Below are 22,170 nucleotides of genomic sequence, written 5' to 3' on the forward strand. Positions count from 1 at the left end.
AGCATTTCAAATAAAATCTGATAAGTGTCTATGATATGAACGTACGCTCCAATTTTTAAAAACTAGAACATATCTATGTGCACTCATATCAAAACTCCTTACTTCATTTTGTTCGAAGCAAAACTAAATAGAACGGCAAGTGATAGGTATTACAAATCTAGATTCGTAGAAGTTGAATCAATATTCGTAAAGATGAGATATACCGAAGGATAATAATACTAAAGCTGAAGAAAAATTAACTAACCGATGTGGCAACAAGGTATCATTCTCGATTTAGTAGTCGTACAAGAAATTCTTCCTTTTTACGAACAGATACCGGAATCTTATGATTATCCTTTAGAATAACCATCCCGCTTTTATCATAACGATCTACATAATCAAGGTTCACCAGGATGGATTGATGTGTTCTTACAAACTTTGAACTGGGTAATTGATCGATGAAAAATTTAATGGGTTTTGACGCCATAAACGATTTACCGTTGGCCAAATAAAATGTGGTATATCCCTTATCAGATTTACAAAATTGAAGTTCGTCTATATTAATCACCTGATATCCTTCTTGTAAACTCACCACTAATCTATTGGTATCTAATTGATCTTTAACCAAACGGATTTGTTCTTTTTGGTTTGCGGTTGACAATTGGGTTACTTTATTGATCGCTATTTCGAGCTCTTCGATATCGACAGGTTTTAAAATGTAATCCACCGCTCCCATTTTTAGTGCTTGTAAAGCATATTGATCGTATGCGGTAATAAATATTACTTTAAAATGTAGATCTTTTGTTTGCTCCAAAAAGTCAAAAGCATTACCATCGGGTAGATTAATATCCAAAAAAACCAGTTCTGGGCTACAAGCTTTCACCACTGTAACTGCTTCTTTCACAGAACCACATTCTCCAATAATCATGATATCATTTTCTAATGTATCAAGCAAGGATATTAAACCTTTTCTGATATAGGATTCGTCTTCTATAATGATTGTTTTAAGCATTATCTATTTTTTATATGGTAGTGTTAACGTAACTGTGGTTCCTTTTTGTTGTTTGTACTTTTTATCTTGGATGGTTATGTTGGTTTCCACTTTAAATTCTTTGGCCAACATTTGCAAACGCTCTTTGGTAATGGTGGTGGCTAAAGATTTTTTTTTAGAAAATTCTTTATTTACCTTAGACTCAATCCCAATGCCATTATCCTCAATAATACAAATTAATTGGTGCCCTTCAAATTTTAGAGAGATATTGATCTGTTTATTTATATCATCTTTATGGAAGGCATGTTCAATCGCATTTTCCACGAAAGGCTGAATCATCATCGGAGGTACCCAAATTGCTTTTTCATCTAATTGATCTGCTATTTTTATGGTATACTGATAAGGAATCTCAGCTCCTAAATTTTGCACTACTAGGTAGTTTTCGATAGCTTGTAATTCATTTTTTAGTGATACAATTTTATCTCTGGAGTTTTCGAGCGTGATACGCAGTAGTTTGGAAAATTTAGAAAGATATGTGATCGCTTTTTTAGATTCTTTATTTAAAATAATCCCTTGTAAAACAGATAAAGAATTGAACATAAAATGAGGGGTCATCTGTGATCGCAATAACTTTTGCTCAATCAGGATATTTTGATTGATTGATCTAATATTTTTAATACGATACATTAAAATTCCACCACCCAACATAATTCCTAAGATTAAAACCCCAATTACAGCCCATAGGGTTTGCTTTTGTGATATAGCAAGGTTTTTATCTATTTTTTCAACTCTTTTGGTTAATGTTATCTGTTTTATTTTAGCTTCGTCTAACTCTTTTTGATATTTGTATTTGTATTCTACTTCTGTTAGTTTTCTAATATTGTCTTGATTGTAGATGCTATCATTCAGGGTTTTAAAAATCCGATGATGCGTTATGGACTTTTTATAGTCTTTCATTTGATAATAAATATTTGAGAGTAGTTCATTATTATCATTTTGAATATCAACCTGTTTAATTTCCAGAGCTATTTTTTCACTTTCAAGTATGTTTTTTAATGCCTTATCATACTCTTTTAAAAAATAGTAGACTTCACCTATACCTTGATACGAGATCGCTATACCCCTTTTGTTATTAATTTTTAACCTTAACTGCAATGCCTTTTTGTAATAATCAAGCGCTAACTCATACTCCTTTAACAGTGTGTAAACGCTACCTAAATTACTGTAAATCACACCTATGTGCAATACATTATTTATGCTTTCGCTTATTTTTAAGCCTTCTTTAAAATATTTTATCGCTTTTGAGTATTCGCCTTTTGTTTTATATATAACACCAATATTTCCTTTTATTTGTGCAATACCTCTCTTATTGCCAAGTTGTTGCATAAGTATCATCGATCTTTTATAGTAGGAGATAGCTTTATCGTATTTTTCTTGGTGCCTACACATGATTCCAATATTATTTAGTGATTTAGCTTTTCCTAGACTGTCACCTATTTTTTCGGAAATCACAATTGATTTGTGATGGTATTCTAAGGCACGAGGATAATCTGATCGATCGTGATACAAAGTAGCCAGATTGTTATAAATATTCGCTATACCTCGGTCGTCTCCAGTTTTTTTGGTAATTTCTAAAGCCTTATTATACTGTTCTTCCGCTTCTTCATTTTTACCAATTTCGGTATTGATGGCAGCCAAAATATTTAGAGTTCCCGCTAATCTTTGTTTATCTCCTATTATTTTATATTGTTCGATTGCTTTTTTCGCATATGTTACTGCCTGATCATAATCATCTTTTTGGTAGTATACTATGGCCATCGCCCTAAAACATTTGGCAAAGCTTTTGGGACTATTTATACTTTCATAAGTTAGATATGCCTTGTTAAATTCCTTTAAAGCAGCATCCAAATTTGATTTTGAAACCTGAATCATCCCATTAACATAAAGATATCCTGCTTGTCCTTTTTCATAATTAAGCGAGTCTGCTAAAGATTTTGATATTTCCAAATACTTAGCGGTTTTTTTTATATCGCTTCGATAATATAAGAAAGCCAAATCATTAAGTAGATTAACCTTTGTCGTATCTAATGCTGGATGCTTTGCTAAGACATTTTCTAGACTATCTATTTTACTTGTTTGTGCATTTGTTATGTAGGTATTTATAAGAATAAAGAGCAAAGTGATTCTTAAGATTAAAACAAGACTCCTTTTTACTTTTAGATTAAAATCCATATATAAAGTTGAAATAGATATTCGACAATAAACAACTTGATCAGAAAGAACAATTAATACATTGAGTGGCGAAGATACATTAGTTGATTGATATTCTCATTTTGATTGTAGTAAAATGATCTTACAAGCGTATTCTTGACAAAATGATGTAAGGATCACGATAGCGAAATTTAAAATACTCTTACCTTTAATGCTTGAATTAGAATGTACGTTTCTACACTCCTATATACAATTCCCTACATAATTTTGTTTTAAGAGCTAAAAGTAAGTGAAATAGGGTATAGTAAAGCTCATAAATTTATATTCGTAGGGGTTGAATCAATATTCGTAATGATGATGTTATGATAATTCGGATTGAATAATCAATTCACATATTTCAGGGTAAGCCTGATTAACTAATGTAGTCTTACAAATTTTCAAGTTAAAAATTGATCAGCAAAAAGTAATAAGCTACAATAGAAACTTCTTCTTATACAGAACCATTGCTCTAGTAATGATTAAATCTTTATCCAGTATATTCAATAAGATTGCTAGCTCTTTACTAAAAGCAAAAGGCATGTGTCTAATCCATTTTTTTTATAAGTTACATGATATAAAAAATAAAACTATAATTTATTAGAAAACTCTACGTTATTTCTAACGAAGATTATCCTTATATACTCTTCAGAATTTTGCTATATTGAGAAAAAAATTGAAAATTATGAAATCCCCAACTTTACTAGTATTAGGTCTATTCACTTTTGCTTTGCTAATAGGATGTAGCAGTAGTGATGATGGAGGTGGTGGATCTGATCCTGATGTGACTCCTGTAGATCCAGATCCAATTCCTACACAAACTTCTACATATATTGGTCATGTAAAAACAATTATAGATACTAATTGTTTAGATTGCCATGGATCACCAGTTCAAAATTCTGCGCCAATGGAATTAGTTTCTTATCAACAAGTGGTAGATGCTGTAAATGACAGAAATTTATTTAGTTTTATTAGTACAACGAACGCTTTCAATGTAATGCCCCCATCGGATGAAGGAGGAAGAATGCCACAAGCTACTATTGATATTGTTGAAGATTGGATTGCTGATGGTCTTTTAGAACAATAACCTTTATACTTAGTGTATCAGGCTTATACTAAAAACTGGAATAAATCAGGCTTATCGTTTAAATAATCTCCGAAAAAGCTATACTTCTTCATTCTAGAAATTAATGGCTCTAGATCGTTTTTATCTTTAAGTTCGATTCCAACCACAGCTGGACCATTTTCGCGGCTGGACTTTTTGGAATACTCAAAATGGGTAATATCATCATTGGGTCCTAAAACTTCTCCCACAAACTGTTTTAATGCACCAGCCCTCTGAGGGAAACGAACAATAAAATAGTGTTTCAAATCCGCATATAATAATGCTCTTTCTTTAATTTCTGCAGTACGCGTAATATCATTATTACTGCCACTTACGATACAAACAACATTTTTACCTTTGATTTTATCCTTGTAAGTTTCTAGAGCAGCTAACGTCAAGGCTCCAGCAGGTTCTACCACAATAGCATCTCTATTATATAGATCCAAAATAGTTTGACAAACCAATCCTTCAGGAACAGTTATCATATCCGATAAATAGGACTTACATATATCAAAATTCAGATCTCCCACCTTTTGAACAGCAGCGCCATCTATAAACTTATCAATATCTACGATCTTAGTATTCTTATTTTTCTGAATAGATGTAAGCATGGAAGGAGCGCCTTCAGGTTCAACTCCAATAATCTTTGTCTTAGGAGATAATGCTTTCATAGCTCCACATAAACCGGAAGCCAAACCTCCTCCTCCAACAGCTACAAAAATATAATCAATAGAGTGATCTACTTGTTTAAAAATCTCCAATCCAATTGTTCCTTGTCCTTCTATGGTTTTAGGATCATCAAAGGGATGCACAAAAGTTTTTCCTTCCGTTTCACAGATATTTCTAGCAGCTTTGGAAGCATCATCAAAAGTATCTCCTTCTAATACAATTTTCACCTGATCACCTCCAAACATTTGGGTTTGTTCTACCTTTTGTTTTGGTGTAACAGAAGGCATATAAATCGTACCTTCAATTCCTAAATGATGACAGGCGAAAGCAACACCTTGTGCATGATTACCAGCACTAGCACAAACCACTCCTCTATCTAATTGTTCTTTGGTAAGTGAACTAATTTTATTAAAAGCACCACGAATCTTATAGGATCGAACTCTCTGAAGATCTTCCCTTTTTAATAATATATTAGCATCATATTTCTTCGAATACCGTATACTATTCATCAAGGGTGTAACCATAGAGACCTCCTTAATTGTGGAGGCCGCTTTTTGGATATCTTCTAATTCCGGAAAATATGTGGTTACTTCAGTATCCATATTCATTTTTAAATCATAGTGAATTATCTGCCAGTCTGAGTCCATCAAAGATTACACAATACACATCTCAAAAAAACTTCAACAGACCCAGCTAGACAAATAAAACATACTATTATACTATTGGTTTCATTGCTGTCATAGAAGCTCTTAACTTTGCTCCAATAACTTCAATTGGATGCGTTCTTAAGGCTGTATTTACTTCTATCAACTTTGCATTATCAACACCATTGTTTTTGTCAGCATCAAAAGCTTTCCCTATCACATCTGTATCTATCTTCTTCATAAAATCAGCTAATAATGGTTTACAAGCATGATCAAATAAGTAACATCCATATTCGGCAGTATCAGAAATCACTCTATTCATTTCGAATAATTTCTTACGAGCAATCGTATTCGCAATTAATGGCGTTTCATGTAATGATTCATAATATGCAGACTCTTCAATAATACCTGATGAAGTCATCGCTTCAAAAGCCAATTCTACTCCTGCTCTAACCATCGCAACCATAAGCACTCCATTGTCATAGTATTCTTGTTCAGAAATTTCAACTTCTCCTGCTGGTGTTTTCTCAAAAGCTGTTTCTCCGGTAGCTGCTCTCCAAGACAACAGATTTGCATCACCATTGGCCCAATCTTCCATCATCGTTTTAGAAAAATGTCCTCCAATAATATCATCCATATGTTTCTGGAATAAAGGACGCATGATTTCTTTTAATTCTTCTGAAAGTTCAAATGCTTTTATCTTAGATGGATTTGATAGTCTATCCATCATATTAGTAATTCCTCCATACTTCAAACCTTCTGTAATAGTCTCCCATCCATATTGAATTAATTTTGAAGCATATCCAGGATCAATTCCCTTTTCAACCATTTTATCAAAGCAAAGAATAGATCCCGTTTGTAAAAGTCCACATAGAATAGTTTGTTCTCCCATCAAATCCGACTTCACTTCAGCCACAAATGATGATTCTAACACTCCAGCTCTATCTCCACCAGTTCCTACTGCATAAGCTTTTGCCTGATCTAAACCATGTCCTTGCGGATCATTTTCTGGATGTACAGCGATTAATGTAGGTACTCCAAATCCTCTTTTATATTCTTCTCTTACTTCAGAACCAGGACACTTTGGAGCTACCATGATAACCGTTAGATCATCTCTAACTTGCATTCCTTCTTCTACGATATTAAATCCATGAGAATAAGACAATGTAGCACCTTCTTTCATTAAAGGCATTACGGTATTCACTACTTGCGTATGCTGCTTATCAGGTGTAAGATTAATTACCACATCTGCTTCAGGAACTAATTCTTCATAAGTTCCTACAGCAAATCCATTTTCTGTAGCATTTTTATAAGATTGTCTTTGCTCTTTAATAGCAGCTTCTCTAAGCGTGTAAGAAATATCTAAACCAGAATCTCTCATATTAAGACCTTGATTTAATCCTTGTGCTCCACAACCAACAATTACTATTTTTTTTCCTTTAAGTGCATTAACTCCATCTGTAAATTCATCAGCGTCCATAAATCTACATTTTCCTAACTGCGTTAATTGATCTCTTAATGATAGCGTATTAAAATAATTTGCCATTTCCTTCTTAATTTGTGGTTACTTCCGCTCTCGCGAAAATCTATTTAATTTTGATTTTTAGTTGTTCTTTCTACTTACATCGCTTCTACCGTAAAGCTTTCCAATATTTTGGAAATATGCATTTTTTCTTTGGTCACTGCTATTCTTCCAGATCTTACAAATTGCATTAACCCATAAGGTTCCAATTGATCATACAACTTCTCAACTTCCTTACGTCTTCCCGTCTTTTCCAGAACGAAAAACTCCGGAGTTACCGTGACAATATTAGCGTTACTTTCTTTAATAACATTTTGTATTTGTCTTTCTTCGAATAATAACTTAGAAGCTACCTTAAACAAGGCTGTTTCCTGATAGATTGTTTCATCATCTTTATGATAAAACGCCTTGATCACTTCGATTTGTTTTTCGATTTGACCTACTAACTTCTTTACTCGTTCTTCTGTTATTTTTACAACAATTGTAAATCGAAATACATCTTTTATTTCTGACACAGAAGCTGTCATACTATCTAAGTTGATATGACGTTTTAGGAAAATTGCAGAAATTCTATTCAACAATCCTATATTATTTTCAGTATATACTGATATGGTATAACTTTCTCTTTCCATAACTAACATAATCTTATATCTGAAACCGAAGCTCCTGTTGGAATCATAGGGAATACATTATTCTCTTTCTCTACACATACTTCTAAGAAATACGGTTCTTTAGAAGCAAGCATTTCTTCAATTGCAGATTGCAATTCTTCTCTTTTCGTAACTCTTTTTGCTGCGATATGATATCCCTTAGCAATCGTAATAAAATCAGGATTTACCATTTCTGTAGATGCATATCTTTTATCAAAAAACAATTGTTGCCATTGACGCACCATTCCCAAGAAATCATTGTTCAATACCACGATTTTTACAGGTACTCTTGTTTGAAATATGGTTCCTAACTCCTGTATTGTCATCTGGTAACCACCGTCTCCGATAATCGCCACGACTTCTCTTTCTGGAGCTCCCATTTTAGCACCAATAGCTGCCGGCAAGGCAAACCCCATAGTTCCTAAACCTCCAGAAGTAACATTACTTTTGGACTTTACGAACTCTGCATATCGACATGCAATCATTTGATGCTGCCCTACATCAGATACGATAACCGCATCTCCTTTGGTTTCTTCGTTGATTCCTCGTAAGACTTCACCCATGGAAAGCCCTTCTTTAGAAGGATACAGTTCATCTTTGATCACTTTATCATATTCAACAGCATCAAAATCTTTAAATTCCTGTAGCCAATTTTCATAGGTATTAGGCTCTACTAATGGAAGAATTTCGGCAAGCGTATGTTTTACATTACCCATTACGGCAACATCCACTTCTACATTTTTATTTACTTCTGCTGGATCAATTTCAAAATGAATAATTTTTGCTTGTTTAGCATAGGTCTCTAAATTTCCAGTAACCCTATCATCGAATCGCATTCCAATAGCAATTAGTAGATCACATTCATTAGTAAGTTTATTAGGACCATAGTTTCCATGCATTCCCACCATTCCCACATTTAAAGGATGAGCGGTTGGTAATGCCGATAACCCTAGGATTGTCCAAGCAGCTGGAACACCTGATTTCTCAATAAAATTTTTCAGTTCTTCTTCCGCTTCTCCTAAGATCACACCTTGACCAAAAACAATCATAGGTTTTTTAGCACTGTTAATTAATTCAGCTGCTTGCTGTAGTGTTTTCGGATCTGTTTCAGGAACCGGCTTATAGCTTCGTACACCTTTGCACTTTTCATATTTGAAATCCAATTCTCCGAACTGGGCATCTTTTGTTATATCAATCAAAACAGGGCCAGGACGACCTGAACGAGCGATATAAAATGCTTTGGCTAACACAGAAGGAATATCCTCAGCTCGAGTAACTTGATGATTCCATTTCGTGATTGGTGTAGAGATTCCAATAATATCCGTTTCCTGAAAGGCATCAGATCCTAATAAGTGAGATCCCACTTGTCCTGTTATACAAACCATTGGTGTAGAATCAATTTGCGCATCTGCAATTCCGGTAACAAAATTAGTTGCTCCTGGACCAGATGTGGCTATCGCAACACCGACTTTTCCACTGGTTCTTGCATATCCTTGAGCTGCATGTGTAGCACCTTGTTCATGTCTGGTAAGTACATGATGTAATCTGTCTTGAAACTTATACAATTCATCATATACTGGCATGATCGCTCCACCAGGATATCCATAAATCAAGTCCACACCTTCTGCTAAAAGACAATGTATTACTGCTTCAGCACCAGTCATTGGACCGGTTGCTGTTTTAGTTTCTTTTGTTATTGTTTGCGTTTGTGTTTCCATTACGCTATATATTTTTCCTTCAGTTTTTACTGAAAAGTTTTTTAGAATTCATCGGTCACACAACCTTGTGAGGCAGATGAAACTGTATTGGCATATTTGTATAAAACTCCTTTTTTAAATTTCAACGGTGGTTGAACCCAAGCAGCTTTTCTTCTTTTTATTTCTTCTTCTTCGACAGCTACAGTTATAGAGTTTGATTCTGCATCGATTGTGATCATATCACCATCTTCTACTAATCCTATCAAACCTCCTTCTTGCGCTTCGGGAGTAATATGACCTACTACAAAGCCATGTGTCCCTCCAGAGAATCTTCCGTCTGTAATTAATGCAACATCTTTACCAAGGCCCGCTCCCATGATCGCCGCAGTTGGTTTCAACATTTCTGGCATTCCAGGACCTCCTTTAGGACCTTCGTACCTAATGACGACTACATCACCTTTTTCAACTTTTCCATCTCTAATTCCATCATTTGCATCATATTCACTATCAAACACTTTAGCTTTCCCAGTAAAACTTAATCCTTCTTTTCCGGTAATCTTTGCAACACATCCATCTTCTGCTAAATTTCCAAACATAATTCTTAAATGCCCTGTTGCCTTGATTGGGTTTTCCAGAGGTTTAATAACGTCCTGTCCTTCTTCTAAATCAGGAACGTCTAATAGGTTTTCTGCTAAAGTTTTTCCGGTAACGGTTAAGCAGTCTCCATGCAACAGCCCCTTCTTTAAAAGATATTTTAATACTGCCGGAATACCACCAATATCATGAACATCCTCCATAAGATATTTACCACTTGGCTTTAGATCCGCCAGGAATGGTGTTTCATCACTTATTCTTTGGAAATCTGCTAAGGTAAAATCTACATCCGCAGCTCTGGCAATTGCTAAGAAATGCAATACAGCATTCGTAGAACCTCCTAATATGGTTACCAAACGGATAGCATTTTCTAATGATTTTTTAGTAACAATATCTAAAGGCTTAATATCTTTTTCCAGAAGAACACGCATGGCTCTACCAGCAGCAATACTTTCTTCTTCTTTATTATTACTAATAGCAGGATTTGATGAATTGTAAGGAAGAGACATTCCTAAAGCTTCTATTGCCGATGCCATAGTATTTGCCGTATACATTCCACCACAAGCTCCTGCGCCAGGGATTGCTTTTTTAATAACACTTTTATATTCCGTATTCTCCATTGTTCCAGCAACTTTCTCTCCCCATGCTTCAAAAGCCGAAACAATATCTAGTTTTCTTCCTTCATGACATCCAGAAGCAATTGTACCTCCATATACCAAAATTGAAGGTCTGTTTAAACGTATCATTGCCATTAATGCTCCTGGCATATTCTTATCACATCCCACTACAGTTACCATTCCATCATAAGACATTGCTTGCACTACTGTTTCCATAGAATCAGCAATTACATCTCTAGACGGTAATGAAAAACGCATTCCTGGAGTTCCCATAGAAATTCCATCACTTACTCCAATCGTATTGAAAATCAATCCTACTATATCTTCTTCCCTTGTTCCTTGTTTCACCAATTTAGCTAAATCATTAAGGTGCATATTACAAGGGTTTCCTTCATATCCTGTACTGGCGATACCCACTAATGGTTTGTTAAAATCTTCATCAGTCAAACCAACAGCATGTAGCATTGCTTGCGCAGCTGGTTGTGTATCGTCTTGTGTAACTCGTTTACTATATTTATTAATACTCATCCTCTTATGAATGTTATTTTTTTATCAATTTCTTATTTTTTTAACCTATTTATTAACATATTCTCATGTATCTAAATAAACCACAGTATAAAATTATTTCGTAATGACTAAACCGTTAAATTTAATTCAATAAGCTTACAACATCCAACCATTACCAAACCACCCTTTAACACTGATTTACAAATACTTACACTTATTCTATTTACAATCACTACATATCATATTTTTATTTTTTTAGTTAAAAAAAATCCCTTCTGACGATAGAAGGGATTTTTAAATTATATATTATCAATGCCCTTATCATCCTGACGTAATAATCACGATGTTGATAATAATTTGGACAATAATTGTTTGCTGTAAATTCATTATAACCTTTTAACCATAGAACTGGTTTAAACATTTCATAAAAAAAATCCCTTTACGAATGTAAAGGGATTTTAATATAAGTTTTTATCATATAATATCCCTTTATCAAGGCGAAATAATCACCTCAATACTAATGACATTACTGATATTTAAAATTGTTTTCTTCATTTGTGGGATAAATATATGGAAATATATTTATGAAAAACAAACACTTAGCTAAATAAATAATTAATCTAGTTTAAACAAATTGTTCTTCATACAGTAAATCACAAGGCCTACTCTTGTTTTTACTTGCAATTTTTTAAATACCGATTCTCTATAGTTTTCTATTGTTTTCGGACTTAAATTCATTTCTCCCGCAATATCCTTATAGGTAAGTTCAGAGCAAGCATATTTTAAAAATGTCCATTCTCTATCGGTTAATTTTTCAGTAAGATCCTGAGTAGTCTTTACATCTGCTTTTTCGGTATACTTTAGAGCAGTCTCTATCTTACTCGAATAATAAAACCCTTGTTCGATGACCATTTTCATAGCAAACTCAAAGTTCTCCGGATGGATATCTTTTAGCAAATATCCTCTTGCCCCTGCTCTCAGCATTTTGATGATGGTTTCTTCATCATCTTCCATGGTAAGTGCTAATACTTTTTGCTCTGGCTGATTTTCTTTTAACCACTGCATGGTTTGGATACCATCCATGACAGGCATTTTTACGTCTAATAAAATAAGCTCTGGTTTTTTTCTTTTATGCAGATAATATTGTGTGAGTTCTTTTCCGTTTTTTAGAATAGCCAAAACCTCATATCCTTCGAGATTTGTAATAAGACTTTCTAGAGATTGAGCGAATAGAAGATGATCATCTACAATGACAACAGTCTTTTTCTTCATTTTCGATTAAATTTTGTTATACCTTATCTTCTTCTTTAAATGGGTACTGCAAGGTAAGCAATACTCCTTTATCAGGCTCCGAAATACAATCTAAAGTTGCATTTACCAAAGCTGCTCTACTTTTCATATTTAATAATCCAGAATTCGCTTGTACAGATTCCATATCATAGCCAACCCCATCATCTTTGATCGTAATCACTAAATCATCTGGTGAATATGCTAGTTTTACTAATAGATGAGAAGCTTCTGCATGTTTTATGGTATTGGAGAAAAATTCCTGTACAATACGATATATAATGATTTCATCTTTGGGGTTGATGAATATTTCATCTCCAGTTATTACGAGTTCTGGAGTTAAGAAATTTAATTTTTTAAAACGATCCAATTCTACCTGAATAGATTTTATCAAACCTATATTCTGAATCACCTCATGATTTAGGGTTTTCGAAAGGTTTCTGATTTCTTGGAGGCTATCACCCACCAAACCACGGATATCTTGTACTGAATCTTTAATTTTTGGTTCTAGATTGGTGCTTAAAATATTGATTTGCATCACTGCAGTAGATAGTAACTGACCAATATTATCATGTAGTTCCCAGCTAACATTTTTAAGGGTTTGCTCCTGGATTTCGAGCTTAGAATTTTGGAGTTCTTCTTCAAAGCGTTGTTTTGCCTTTAAACGATCCAACAGCAGTTTATTTTTTCTTTTTTGAAAAGCTACAAAGAATACGATACCGAATATTAAGAAAAAAAAGATAATTACGGTGAAATAAAATATAAGAAAGACTTGTTCTAATACGATTTGTTCTTTTTCAAGCATATCCAAAAACCTAAAGTATAGCAAGTATACACAAAAATATTAGCTATTGTAATAAATATTTGACGAATCTCAACGAATTTAGGGCTAACTGAAACGCTAAAATATTTCCAATATATAAAAATAGGTGTTGTTGTCAGATGATAAACTAAAATTCCTACTGAAATATAAAAAGTCATCATTTTGTAAAAGTCCAAAATTTTATCACTCATTAATAATTGAAAAAAGTACAGAATAACTAAAAGAAGTAATAAAATAGAACCAAATATAAAATTTAAAGATACGATACCTTCATAAAATTCATTGGAAAAAGAAGCATTAACTATAGCAAATAACAGAAATAAAAAAGCAATCAAAGTACTGGCTTTTTTGAAATTCGTATTATCATACAAACGAATAATTATAAAAGAAAGAAGAGCAAAACTGACTATATCATAGATATTATAAATCCAATCATTTTGTACAAAAACAGTTGTATTTAATGGAGAAAAGAAATCAATTTTTTCTATACATATTGACAACCATCCAAAAACTAATTCTACAAACACTGTTAGCCATAGAAAATAAACAAAATATCGGGACGATAAATCTTCCCGATATTTTCTTATGTAAAAAGTTCCTGTAATAGCTGCTAATAATTCAAAAATGTTTGTAATTACAATTGAATACATCTACTATTATGAAAATTAATATTATTAATAAGCCTTTGGTGGATGTCCACTACCACCTCTATTTAATGGTGCTATACCATAATTATTCTCCATATCACCTCCATCTTTACCAGAAGCTCCTGGGCGCGCACCTGTAGGTGCAAAAAATAATGTAGAATATCCACGTCCCATTTTACACTTTGATTGTGAATATGCTCCCATATATACTCGTATTCCAGGATTTAGAATTCCTTGTTTAGATGATTCTTGCTTCACATACGCTAAATATTCTTCTAGCTCAGCAACCGACCAATGAAATTCTCGAGCATCTTCAAAGCCTAAACTTTTTTGAAGACCAGGTCCTCTTTTTTTACACCAGTTATCATGAAGCTCCTTTGCTTCTTCTACATTAATACACTTTTGGGGTTTTTGTATTCCTTTTGCCATAATAATAATGTTTATTGGGTTATTGTTGCTAATATATCCAAAAATCAGAGTTTCTCACAAATACCCCTAACCTTTTTTATCACTCTTTTACGGTAAAACCACAGTATCAAAAAATTGATTATCAGTTATTTAATAAATTTTAAAGAAAAGCAAAAAAACTAACATCAGGGGGTTTTCCCCCTATTCAAAAAGGGTAGTTTTACCCTCTTAAATGTCTTGTAAATACAGCCTTAGAAGCTAATTATAATACAAATAGCATATTTGTTTATCATTTACAATACATACGAAATCTCATTTATCTATTGAAAAAATAACCAACAATATTAATAGTTGAAAAGATTTCTTGTTTATAAAGAAAATTGAAAACATCCACACCTTTCCAAAGCAACGACTCGCCAAACGCTATCACAAGGTCATTGTCAAAAGAATGAGAACAAGTACTCAACTAGATTAAAACTCTAGATGAAAAAATCGACACCACATTTTTTTAACTGAATCAAAAACCAGTTTTATCAAAAGCATCCGATTCCAAAGAATCAACTAAAAAGACCGCATACTAAATCTTACTTCTTCATTAGTACGTTTTTGTGAAATGATATTTATAGCTTCTTCAGAAAGTTGAAGAATTCTTGGATATCCACCCGTAGTTTGGCAGTCTCTCATTAGGACAATCAATCTTCCAGAAGGAGTTAGTTGAACCGTACCTGGTAGGACAGGAACAGAAATCATAGAATCGAGGTCATTTTCTAACTCTTCATTCAATGAAATTGCCATTCTACTACTTTCTGTTGAAATAGTAAAACTCCCCGTTTTTAGCAACTCCTTTTCATTATTAGAAAGTTGATCATATTCTGGACCTGGAAAAACATCTAATTCACCTTTATCCCACCATGAATCATCAATTTTTAAAGATGAATATTGTGTCCAAAAATCAACAAATTTATTATAAGAAATAAAACTACCCTTACTTAAACTTTCGGAATCAGTTACATTTTTGTATTGAGATCTGCTATTTAAAACATCATTCTTACAAAAACCATTTTTTATTCCTACATATCCAAACACCCGTTTTATTATATTTTTAAACTTTAAAACGCTCCCTTTTTTAATTATAAGTTGATGATTACATTTTACTTTTTTGTCATCAACAAAAGGATCACATTGCACACCAGTGATTGCAATAATTGAATCCTCATAAAATTTCAAAACCGGCGGAATCAACATCCATTCGATCACTGCACAATCAGGATCATTATCCAACAAAGCATTTGCCAATTTATACGACCTCTTATCCATTGCACCACTTTGAGGCACTCCATATTTCGAGAAACCAAAACGTCCTTCATCTTGAATTGTAGTATACATTCCTGAAGATATAATTTCCACCATAACGACTATAAATATTCAGGAATTAACTGAAAATTATCTTTAGAAATATTCAAACTTATATCGACATATACTTTTTCGTTTATCGATATAAATTTTAATTGATCACCTGGTTTTGCAAAACAACAGGGATCCGAATTCACATCAAAAAAAGACACAGGCGTACTACCAATCACATGCCATCCACCAGGACTATCAGATGGATAAATTCCTGTCTGATTTCCACCAATTGCTACAGAACCCTGTTGAACCAAACGACTAGGATTTGATTTTCTCGGAGTTATCAGCTTTTCATCAAGACCACTCAAATATAAAAACCCAGGTAAAAATCCGATAAAATGAATCGTATATAATGGAGTAGTGTGAAGCGAAATAATTTCATCAACACTCATTGATTTTCGATCAGCGAACGAAATGATTTCTGGACACACATTTTTATCATAACAAACAGGTATCGTCCACAGACGTTTTTTTTGACTCTCTTTTAAAAAGTCATCAGAATACAATGATTTTAGTTCAAAAAACCTATCATAGATATTCTCTATAGTGGATACGTATAAAATTAATAACGAGTTATATGTTAAAATCACTTCAATAATTACTTTACCGTAAAATTCCTCTATAGATTTTTTGTAAAAAATCAATAAATTCAGCAAATTTTCATCAACTTTTGCATACGTTTGAATCAAAATTGCTTTCTCACTGTATTGTTTATACTCAAATTTTATGTCATAATTTTTCATTTCAGTACAAAATTTTCAGCCAGCAACTCCTTATATAGATACTTCAAAATTTCAACAGATTTTGGATTGTCTCCATGAACGCAAATCGTATCAAAAAAAACAGCCACCTCTTCTCCTTCGATCGTTTTTATTTTTTGTTCAGAAATCATTTTCCAAACATGTTCAAATACTTCTTCAGGATTTTTGATCACAGCATTAGATTTTGATCGAGGCACCAACGTCAAATCTTTGTGATAATTCCTGTCAGCAAAAACTTCATATTTCATTTCCAAATCATCCTTACAAAGAAAAGAAATAAATGAATCTTTTGGCGATATTATTAATAAACTTTTATCAATATTTTTAACAGCAGCAATAATCGAATTTGCAACATCATTATTTTTCATCGCATCATTATACAATGCCCCATGTGGTTTCACATGATGTAATTCTGCACCTGCTTCTTCGGTAAACTTTTTAACTTTTAAAATTTGATCGGTCAAGGTTTCAACTAAATTCTCATTTGGAATTTCCATGGAGACTCTTCCGAAATTTTCTCGATCTGGATAGGAAGGATGTGCTCCAATTTTAACATCATGTTGGATAGCCAAGTCGATAGTTTTTTTGATCACCTCATCACTACCTGCATGAACACCACAAGCTATATTACACCAAGAAACATACTGCATGATTTGATCATCAAATCCTGCCTCCTCTCCTACATCTGCATTTAATATTACTTTTTTCAATTTCTTACTTTTAATATCTTATTTTCCTACAAATTTTCAAACACTTTCCATATACCTCTGAATCCTAAAAAACAAGTAATTATTACAATCAAAATTCCCATCAGATTTTGCAACATAGAATTAGTAAAATTCCCCAAAATTTTCTGTCGATTCATTACCCATAAAAGGAAGACAGCCACGATAGGTAACAACACTCCATTTGCCACCTGAGCAAACTGAATAATTACGATCGATTTGATTCCTAAAGAGGAGAATAAAACACCCAAAAAAAGGATAAACATCCAGACAGCTCTGAAGGATGTACTCTTCAATCCATCTTTCCAACCAAGACATCCTTTTACTACATAAGCTGCTGCTAAAGGAGCGGTGATTGCAGATGTAATTCCAGCTGCAAATAACCCAAGTGATAATACATATTTTGCCATAGAACCAAATACCGGTTCTAGCCCTTTTGCCAAATCGGCTGCATTGTTTATTTCTGATTGTTGAATAGCAGCTCCAGCAATAATAATAGCCATAGAAACTAATCCACCTAATACGATTGCTACCACAGTATCTTTACGAACTTCTGACAAGTCATCCTTTGATTTCCATTTTTCACTTACTATAGAAGCATGTAGAAATAAGTTGTATGGAACTACTGTTGTTCCTATTAATCCAACTATAGTGAGTATTTTTTCTGATGAAAAATCTGGTATAAAACCTTTTACTAAAAGAGATAGATCTGGTTTTGTTACGATCGCTGCGATGATAAATGCAATACTCATGAACAATACCAAGACAATCAGACTACGTTCTAGAATCTTATAATTCCCTATATACAATAGTAAAAAGGCAATAATTCCAATCAAAACACTGATATAATTGAAAGATATACTTCCAATTTGAATGGTAGGAGAACCTATAATTGTTGACAATCCAAGTACTCCTCCACTAATGTTTCCAGCTTCATATGCTGCGTTTCCAATAAAAATAGCTGATAACATTAGGGCGATGAGCGTCCAACGAACCACCTTATTCGTAAACTGGGATTTTAATACTTCACTCAATCCTTGTTGAGTCACTACTCCTAATCGAGCAGACATTTCTTGTAAAACGATACAAGCTATGATGGATAATACCACAGCCCAAAGCAGTGCAAATCCAAATTGCACTCCTGCCATTGTACAAACTGTAACTGTACCAGGACCTATAAAAGCTGCTGTCACCAAAKTACCAGGACCAATCTTAGGAAACCATTTCTTCATATAATTTATGAATTTGAATATTATGAAACCATGAATATTCTATCAGAATATTCATTTTTGTTTTTAGTTATATTTTACTACTCTATTCTTGAAGTGCATAGATTGCAAAAGAACCTAACCAATGACCTCCTTCATAACTATCTCCAACAAGGTTTGGTAGCGAATAGTTGACATGTTTATTAGCAATATTGATTAGATGTTCGTACTCTGAGTATTGATTTGCTAAGCCATACAAAACCCATGCTCTACTAAAATTAAGTCCATCTAAGTGTACAAGTTTACCATCGGTTCTATCAGACACCTCTCCTACTGGAATATCAAAATCTTTATTCTTTAACTGTGGCATAAAATCTTGAATCCAAGTATCAAAAGATGATTTGGATAAGATCCTCCTCATAATATCCACCTCTTCAAAACAAGGGGATAAAAAATCATACCCACTTGGTTCCCAACCAACAGGACAAGATGTATCGTTCATATAAAATTCTTTAGCTCTTTTACTAATAGCATCTTTTAAAGGTTGATGATCCAAGCTTACCGCATAATCATAAGCAAAAGAAAGCCCAAAAGCAGTATTCGTATGTTCTCCTACTCGAATTGGATATTTTAGTTTTGGTAGAAAATCGATATATCGTTGTATAATGAGATTTGTTAAAGGTTGTAAATTTTCTTCCAGTTCCTTAGCTACAGGATCCTTCCATGAATGAATTTCTTCAGCTAGTTTTAGCAACCATGCCCAACCATATGTTCGTTCGTAGGATTTGTTGTGTTTACCTTCAAAATACAAGACTTCGGATTCAATATTCTTTTTAGATATATTGGTTAAAAGTTGGGCTTTAATTTCTGCAGCATTTTCCATATCAGGGAAAGATTTCAACAATTTTACTAAAGACCAGTGTCCGTGTACTGAAGAATGCCAATCAAAACAGCCGTAAAAAGCAGGATGTAACGCACTAGGTTCTCCAATATCTTCTTTACCACCAATGGTTTGCCCTAATTTATTGGGATATTCTGTATTAATACAAGCTAATGGTAATTCTAATAAAGAAACAGCTTGCTTTTTAGTTAACTTTAGTGGTTTTTCAATAACTACTTTAATAGTATCTGATGCTTCTACTATGGATTCTTTTAATGATTGATTAGATGAGGATTCAGAGGTGTTACAAGAAGTTATTAGTATTGAAAAAAATACTATAATTAATCGATTCATGTGCCAATATTTTTAATTCTTGATATGCCTAAGTATTTGAAAAAACTCAGGTATCAAAAAACGATTGTTTTTAAAAATATTGATTTCCTCTTTTTAATCTATAGGATTGTTGATAACATGAATAAATAGTTCATAAACTATTAAATTGTAATCATTTTACCTTCTTTTAGGTATTCTTTTTTAATTCCTTCTAAGATGGTTTCTAAAAGAATTTCGGAATGTTTTGATGCAACAGTTTTCAAACAAACAAACTGTATTACATTAATAATATTTGCACCTGTAAGAGCATACTTTTTGGAAACTTCTTCTAAGGATACATTATTGGCTAATGTTATTTTATTGGGCAGGTTATTCTTCCATAATTCCAGTCTTTCCTTATAAGATGGATTCTCAAATTCTACAATAGATTGAAATCTTCTGGTAAAAGCTGTGTCGATATTATTCTTGAAATTTGTTGCAAGAATGACTAGTCCAGGATGCGCTTCGATCCGCTGAAGAAGATATGAGACCTCTTGATTTGCATATTTATCATGAGCATCTCTAACATTCGTTCGCTTTCCGAAAATGGCATCCGCTTCGTCGAAAAACAGAATCCAGGATTTATTTTTGGCTTTATCAAAGAGTTTTGACAGGTTTTTTTCCGTTTCTCCAATATATTTAGATACAATCATAGAAAGATCAATACGATACACATCTGTTCCTGTATACTTTCCTAATAAGGTTGCGGTAAGCGTCTTTCCTGTTCCTGGAGGACCAGAAAATAAGATACGATATCCTGGTTTGATTCTGGATTTCATATTCCATTCATTCAAAACAATATCATTAAAATTAAGCCAAGATTCTATCTCTTTTATTTGTTGTAAAGTTTTGGATTGAAGCACCAAATCTTCCCATTCTAATTGCGTTTCTATTCTTTCTGCAGGAAAATCTTTGCTCATTGTTGGTTTTAAAATTTTTCCTGTGGTAAATAATTCGATATACTCTTCATCCATGATCAAACACCCACTCATCCTAGGTTCTCCTGTAGGAACGGTATCTAAATACAGAATACTTTCTTTTCTAAAAATATGATCTTCATGAAATAGCTCAGTTAGCTGAGTTCTCTTTTGGATATCAACACCACCAAGAACAAATTGTACCGTTTCTCCGGTTGGAATAATTCCTCTATGATTTTTTCCTTTTACGCCTCCAAATTCAGGTAATTCTCCTCCATTTGGCAAGAAATCAGAGATAATAGCAGTAAAAAAGTTAGGTATTAGATGAGGAACGATTGCTAACAATAAGGTAATTACCTCATCCTCTGATAACTGTTTTGCCCTTGCAAACTCTGAAAACAAAGAATCATCTGAGACAATTTCATCAAACTTTGGAAAAATAGGAGCATCGCTTGTATAACTATCCTGTAATCGATATGATATTACTTCTCTTAAGTAGGATAACTTACTATCAAAGTGTGCTGTGTTTTGAATCAATATCTTTGTCATACTTTCTTAAACTAAGGGTTCGATTGAAAACACATCTATTTTCGATCTTCTAAAACTTCTCGTTCTTTTCATCACTGCTACTCCATTTCTAGAACCCTGATGATTTGTGTTTCCTTCTATGGTCTCAATAACGTCATCATCTACAGCTATGATAACTCCTGTGTGTGTCCAATCCAATCGTGATTTTTGAATTAAGAAAATATCTCCTGGTTTTATAATCGTTGGATCTTGTCTTATTTTTTGATATCTAGATAATAAACTTTTTTCCAATCCAGTATTCCCAACAGTATCACAACTATAGGTTAATGGCATTAGGGTTTTAAAATTTTTACCCAAAGCACTTGCTGCTTGATCTAAAATGGCTTGTGCAAATCCCATACACCAAAACCACAATGCACCATCATTGCCATCCATATAGCTTCTCACCCAAGGCCCACTATTAGATTCTCCTTTTATGGTTAATTCAAAAGGATGTTGATGTAAGTGATTTTCTGCAACCTCAACCATCAAATCTCTCAAATTGGTACTAATTAATGGTTTTTCAAAAGCTTCTTTTAATCCAAAACATAACTTACTGAACAATTCTTGGTCAACAATTCCAGTAGTTTCGAGATTATGGAATCTCTGAAAATTCTTTACAGCTCTCTCTGTTGCTGGGCCAAAATCACCATCAATTTCTGTAGCGGTTCCACTTCCAGGATTTGGAATAGAAAACAATGTTAACCAGGATTGAATTTTCCTTACTTCTTTCCTACTATTATTAACTCCTCTTCTTTTCTGAGTAGTCTTAATAACCAATTCTTTTTGATATGCTGTTTTTTTCATTGTAACACACTTTAGTGAATAATTGAGATTTAAACATTCAGATTTGGCTTGGTAATTTAGACCCTAAATTTACTCTTAATTAACTGATTTTAAATAGGGTTAAAAACTAATCTTTAAAGGGGTTTTTACCTGTGCTCTT

At 33.2% G+C, this 22,170-nt stretch carries 19 protein-coding genes; 1 reads left to right on the forward strand and 18 read right to left on the reverse strand.

Features of this window, described 5'->3' with window-relative positions; all coding sequences use genetic code 11:
• Positions 1-262: 262 nt before the first annotated feature.
• On the reverse strand, positions 263-991 hold the full coding sequence (locus GBO31_RS17850; RefSeq protein WP_219009825.1) for a LytR/AlgR family response regulator transcription factor: 729 nt from the start codon (positions 989-991) through the stop codon (positions 263-265).
• A gap of 3 nt (positions 992-994) precedes the next feature.
• Positions 995-3,202 carry a tetratricopeptide repeat-containing sensor histidine kinase gene (locus GBO31_RS17855; protein WP_219009826.1) on the reverse strand — a complete coding sequence of 736 codons (2,208 nt, stop codon included), beginning with the start codon at positions 3,200-3,202 and terminating at the stop codon, positions 995-997.
• Positions 3,203-3,902: 700 nt separating this feature from the next.
• Here GBO31_RS17855 and GBO31_RS17860 point away from each other — a divergent pair.
• On the forward strand, positions 3,903-4,304 hold the full coding sequence (locus GBO31_RS17860) for a hypothetical protein (RefSeq protein WP_219009827.1): 402 nt from the start codon (positions 3,903-3,905) through the stop codon (positions 4,302-4,304).
• Positions 4,305-4,327: 23 nt separating this feature from the next.
• Here the strand turns inward: GBO31_RS17860 and ilvA are convergent, their stop codons facing one another.
• The 16 genes from ilvA to GBO31_RS17940 all read right to left on the reverse strand — a co-directional run bounded on the left by ilvA (position 4,328) and on the right by GBO31_RS17940 (position 22,031).
• The gene (gene ilvA, locus GBO31_RS17865) at positions 4,328-5,593 is read right to left on the reverse strand and encodes a threonine ammonia-lyase IlvA (protein WP_219009828.1); all 1,266 of its coding nucleotides are present in this window, start codon (positions 5,591-5,593) and stop codon (positions 4,328-4,330) included.
• 112 nt (positions 5,594-5,705) lie between these two features.
• Positions 5,706-7,181 (reverse strand): ketol-acid reductoisomerase, encoded by a 1,476-nt coding sequence (ilvC, locus tag GBO31_RS17870; protein ID WP_219009829.1) that lies wholly within the window; start codon positions 7,179-7,181, stop codon positions 5,706-5,708.
• A gap of 74 nt (positions 7,182-7,255) precedes the next feature.
• On the reverse strand, positions 7,256-7,789 hold the full coding sequence (gene ilvN, locus GBO31_RS17875) for an acetolactate synthase small subunit (protein WP_219009830.1): 534 nt from the start codon (positions 7,787-7,789) through the stop codon (positions 7,256-7,258).
• A gap of 2 nt (positions 7,790-7,791) precedes the next feature.
• Positions 7,792-9,525 carry a biosynthetic-type acetolactate synthase large subunit gene (ilvB, locus tag GBO31_RS17880; RefSeq protein ID WP_219009831.1) on the reverse strand — a complete coding sequence of 578 codons (1,734 nt, stop codon included), beginning with the start codon at positions 9,523-9,525 and terminating at the stop codon, positions 7,792-7,794.
• A gap of 41 nt (positions 9,526-9,566) precedes the next feature.
• Positions 9,567-11,243 (reverse strand): dihydroxy-acid dehydratase, encoded by a 1,677-nt coding sequence (gene ilvD, locus GBO31_RS17885; RefSeq protein WP_219009832.1) that lies wholly within the window; start codon positions 11,241-11,243, stop codon positions 9,567-9,569.
• 594 nt (positions 11,244-11,837) lie between these two features.
• Positions 11,838-12,494, reverse strand: coding sequence for a response regulator transcription factor (locus GBO31_RS17890; protein ID WP_219009833.1), 657 nt, complete (start codon positions 12,492-12,494; stop codon positions 11,838-11,840).
• 16 nt (positions 12,495-12,510) lie between these two features.
• Positions 12,511-13,182: a sensor histidine kinase gene (locus tag GBO31_RS17895; RefSeq protein WP_246615913.1), complete on the reverse strand. Its 672-nt coding sequence runs from the start codon at positions 13,180-13,182 to the stop codon at positions 12,511-12,513.
• A 104-nt stretch (positions 13,183-13,286) separates the two neighbouring features.
• Positions 13,287-13,982: a hypothetical protein gene (locus tag GBO31_RS17900; RefSeq protein WP_219009835.1), complete on the reverse strand. Its 696-nt coding sequence runs from the start codon at positions 13,980-13,982 to the stop codon at positions 13,287-13,289.
• A gap of 24 nt (positions 13,983-14,006) precedes the next feature.
• On the reverse strand, positions 14,007-14,408 hold the full coding sequence (locus GBO31_RS17905; protein WP_219009836.1) for a hypothetical protein: 402 nt from the start codon (positions 14,406-14,408) through the stop codon (positions 14,007-14,009).
• A gap of 540 nt (positions 14,409-14,948) precedes the next feature.
• On the reverse strand, positions 14,949-15,797 hold the full coding sequence (locus GBO31_RS17910) for a biotin-dependent carboxyltransferase family protein (protein ID WP_219009837.1): 849 nt from the start codon (positions 15,795-15,797) through the stop codon (positions 14,949-14,951).
• Between the two features lie 5 nt (positions 15,798-15,802).
• Positions 15,803-16,537: a 5-oxoprolinase subunit PxpB gene (gene pxpB, locus GBO31_RS17915; protein ID WP_219009838.1), complete on the reverse strand. Its 735-nt coding sequence runs from the start codon at positions 16,535-16,537 to the stop codon at positions 15,803-15,805.
• A complete protein-coding gene (gene pxpA, locus GBO31_RS17920; protein ID WP_219009839.1) occupies positions 16,534-17,265 on the reverse strand; it encodes a 5-oxoprolinase subunit PxpA in 732 nt (243 codons plus the stop codon). Before pxpA ends, pxpB begins: the two co-directional genes overlap by 4 nt.
• A gap of 26 nt (positions 17,266-17,291) precedes the next feature.
• Positions 17,292-18,512, reverse strand: a complete 1,221-nt coding sequence (locus GBO31_RS17925; RefSeq protein WP_219009840.1) for an Nramp family divalent metal transporter — start codon at positions 18,510-18,512, stop codon at positions 17,292-17,294.
• A gap of 82 nt (positions 18,513-18,594) precedes the next feature.
• The gene (locus tag GBO31_RS17930; RefSeq protein WP_219009841.1) at positions 18,595-19,722 is read right to left on the reverse strand and encodes a DUF2891 domain-containing protein; all 1,128 of its coding nucleotides are present in this window, start codon (positions 19,720-19,722) and stop codon (positions 18,595-18,597) included.
• Positions 19,723-19,862: 140 nt separating this feature from the next.
• Positions 19,863-21,206: an ATP-binding protein gene (locus GBO31_RS17935; RefSeq protein WP_219009842.1), complete on the reverse strand. Its 1,344-nt coding sequence runs from the start codon at positions 21,204-21,206 to the stop codon at positions 19,863-19,865.
• 6 nt (positions 21,207-21,212) lie between these two features.
• Positions 21,213-22,031: a peptidoglycan-binding protein gene (locus GBO31_RS17940; protein WP_219009843.1), complete on the reverse strand. Its 819-nt coding sequence runs from the start codon at positions 22,029-22,031 to the stop codon at positions 21,213-21,215.
• Positions 22,032-22,170: the final 139 nt, after the last annotated feature.

This window comes from Aquimarina litoralis (genome assembly GCF_019295435.1).
Lineage (GTDB): Bacteria > Bacteroidota > Bacteroidia > Flavobacteriales > Flavobacteriaceae > Aquimarina > Aquimarina litoralis_A.

What these genes read in the sequence shown, in the direction of transcription:
- GBO31_RS17850 (WP_219009825.1), bottom strand. Translation starts at nt 991, where the DNA reads ATGCTTAAAACAATCATTATAGAAGACGAATCCTATATCAGAAAAGGT.
- GBO31_RS17855 (WP_219009826.1), bottom strand. Translation starts at nt 3,202, where the DNA reads ATGGATTTTAATCTAAAAGTAAAAAGGAGTCTTGTTTTAATCTTAAGA.
- GBO31_RS17860 (WP_219009827.1), top strand. Translation starts at nt 3,903, where the DNA reads ATGAAATCCCCAACTTTACTAGTATTAGGTCTATTCACTTTTGCTTTG.
- ilvA (WP_219009828.1), bottom strand. Translation starts at nt 5,593, where the DNA reads ATGGATACTGAAGTAACCACATATTTTCCGGAATTAGAAGATATCCAA.
- ilvC (WP_219009829.1), bottom strand. Translation starts at nt 7,181, where the DNA reads ATGGCAAATTATTTTAATACGCTATCATTAAGAGATCAATTAACGCAG.
- ilvN (WP_219009830.1), bottom strand. Translation starts at nt 7,789, where the DNA reads ATGGAAAGAGAAAGTTATACCATATCAGTATATACTGAAAATAATATA.
- ilvB (WP_219009831.1), bottom strand. Translation starts at nt 9,525, where the DNA reads ATGGAAACACAAACGCAAACAATAACAAAAGAAACTAAAACAGCAACC.
- ilvD (WP_219009832.1), bottom strand. Translation starts at nt 11,243, where the DNA reads ATGAGTATTAATAAATATAGTAAACGAGTTACACAAGACGATACACAA.
- GBO31_RS17890 (WP_219009833.1), bottom strand. Translation starts at nt 12,494, where the DNA reads ATGAAGAAAAAGACTGTTGTCATTGTAGATGATCATCTTCTATTCGCT.
- GBO31_RS17900 (WP_219009835.1), bottom strand. Translation starts at nt 13,982, where the DNA reads ATGTATTCAATTGTAATTACAAACATTTTTGAATTATTAGCAGCTATT.
- GBO31_RS17905 (WP_219009836.1), bottom strand. Translation starts at nt 14,408, where the DNA reads ATGGCAAAAGGAATACAAAAACCCCAAAAGTGTATTAATGTAGAAGAA.
- GBO31_RS17910 (WP_219009837.1), bottom strand. Translation starts at nt 15,797, where the DNA reads ATGGTGGAAATTATATCTTCAGGAATGTATACTACAATTCAAGATGAA.
- pxpB (WP_219009838.1), bottom strand. Translation starts at nt 16,537, where the DNA reads ATGAAAAATTATGACATAAAATTTGAGTATAAACAATACAGTGAGAAA.
- GBO31_RS17930 (WP_219009841.1), bottom strand. Translation starts at nt 19,722, where the DNA reads ATGAATCGATTAATTATAGTATTTTTTTCAATACTAATAACTTCTTGT.
- GBO31_RS17935 (WP_219009842.1), bottom strand. Translation starts at nt 21,206, where the DNA reads ATGACAAAGATATTGATTCAAAACACAGCACACTTTGATAGTAAGTTA.
- GBO31_RS17940 (WP_219009843.1), bottom strand. Translation starts at nt 22,031, where the DNA reads ATGAAAAAAACAGCATATCAAAAAGAATTGGTTATTAAGACTACTCAG.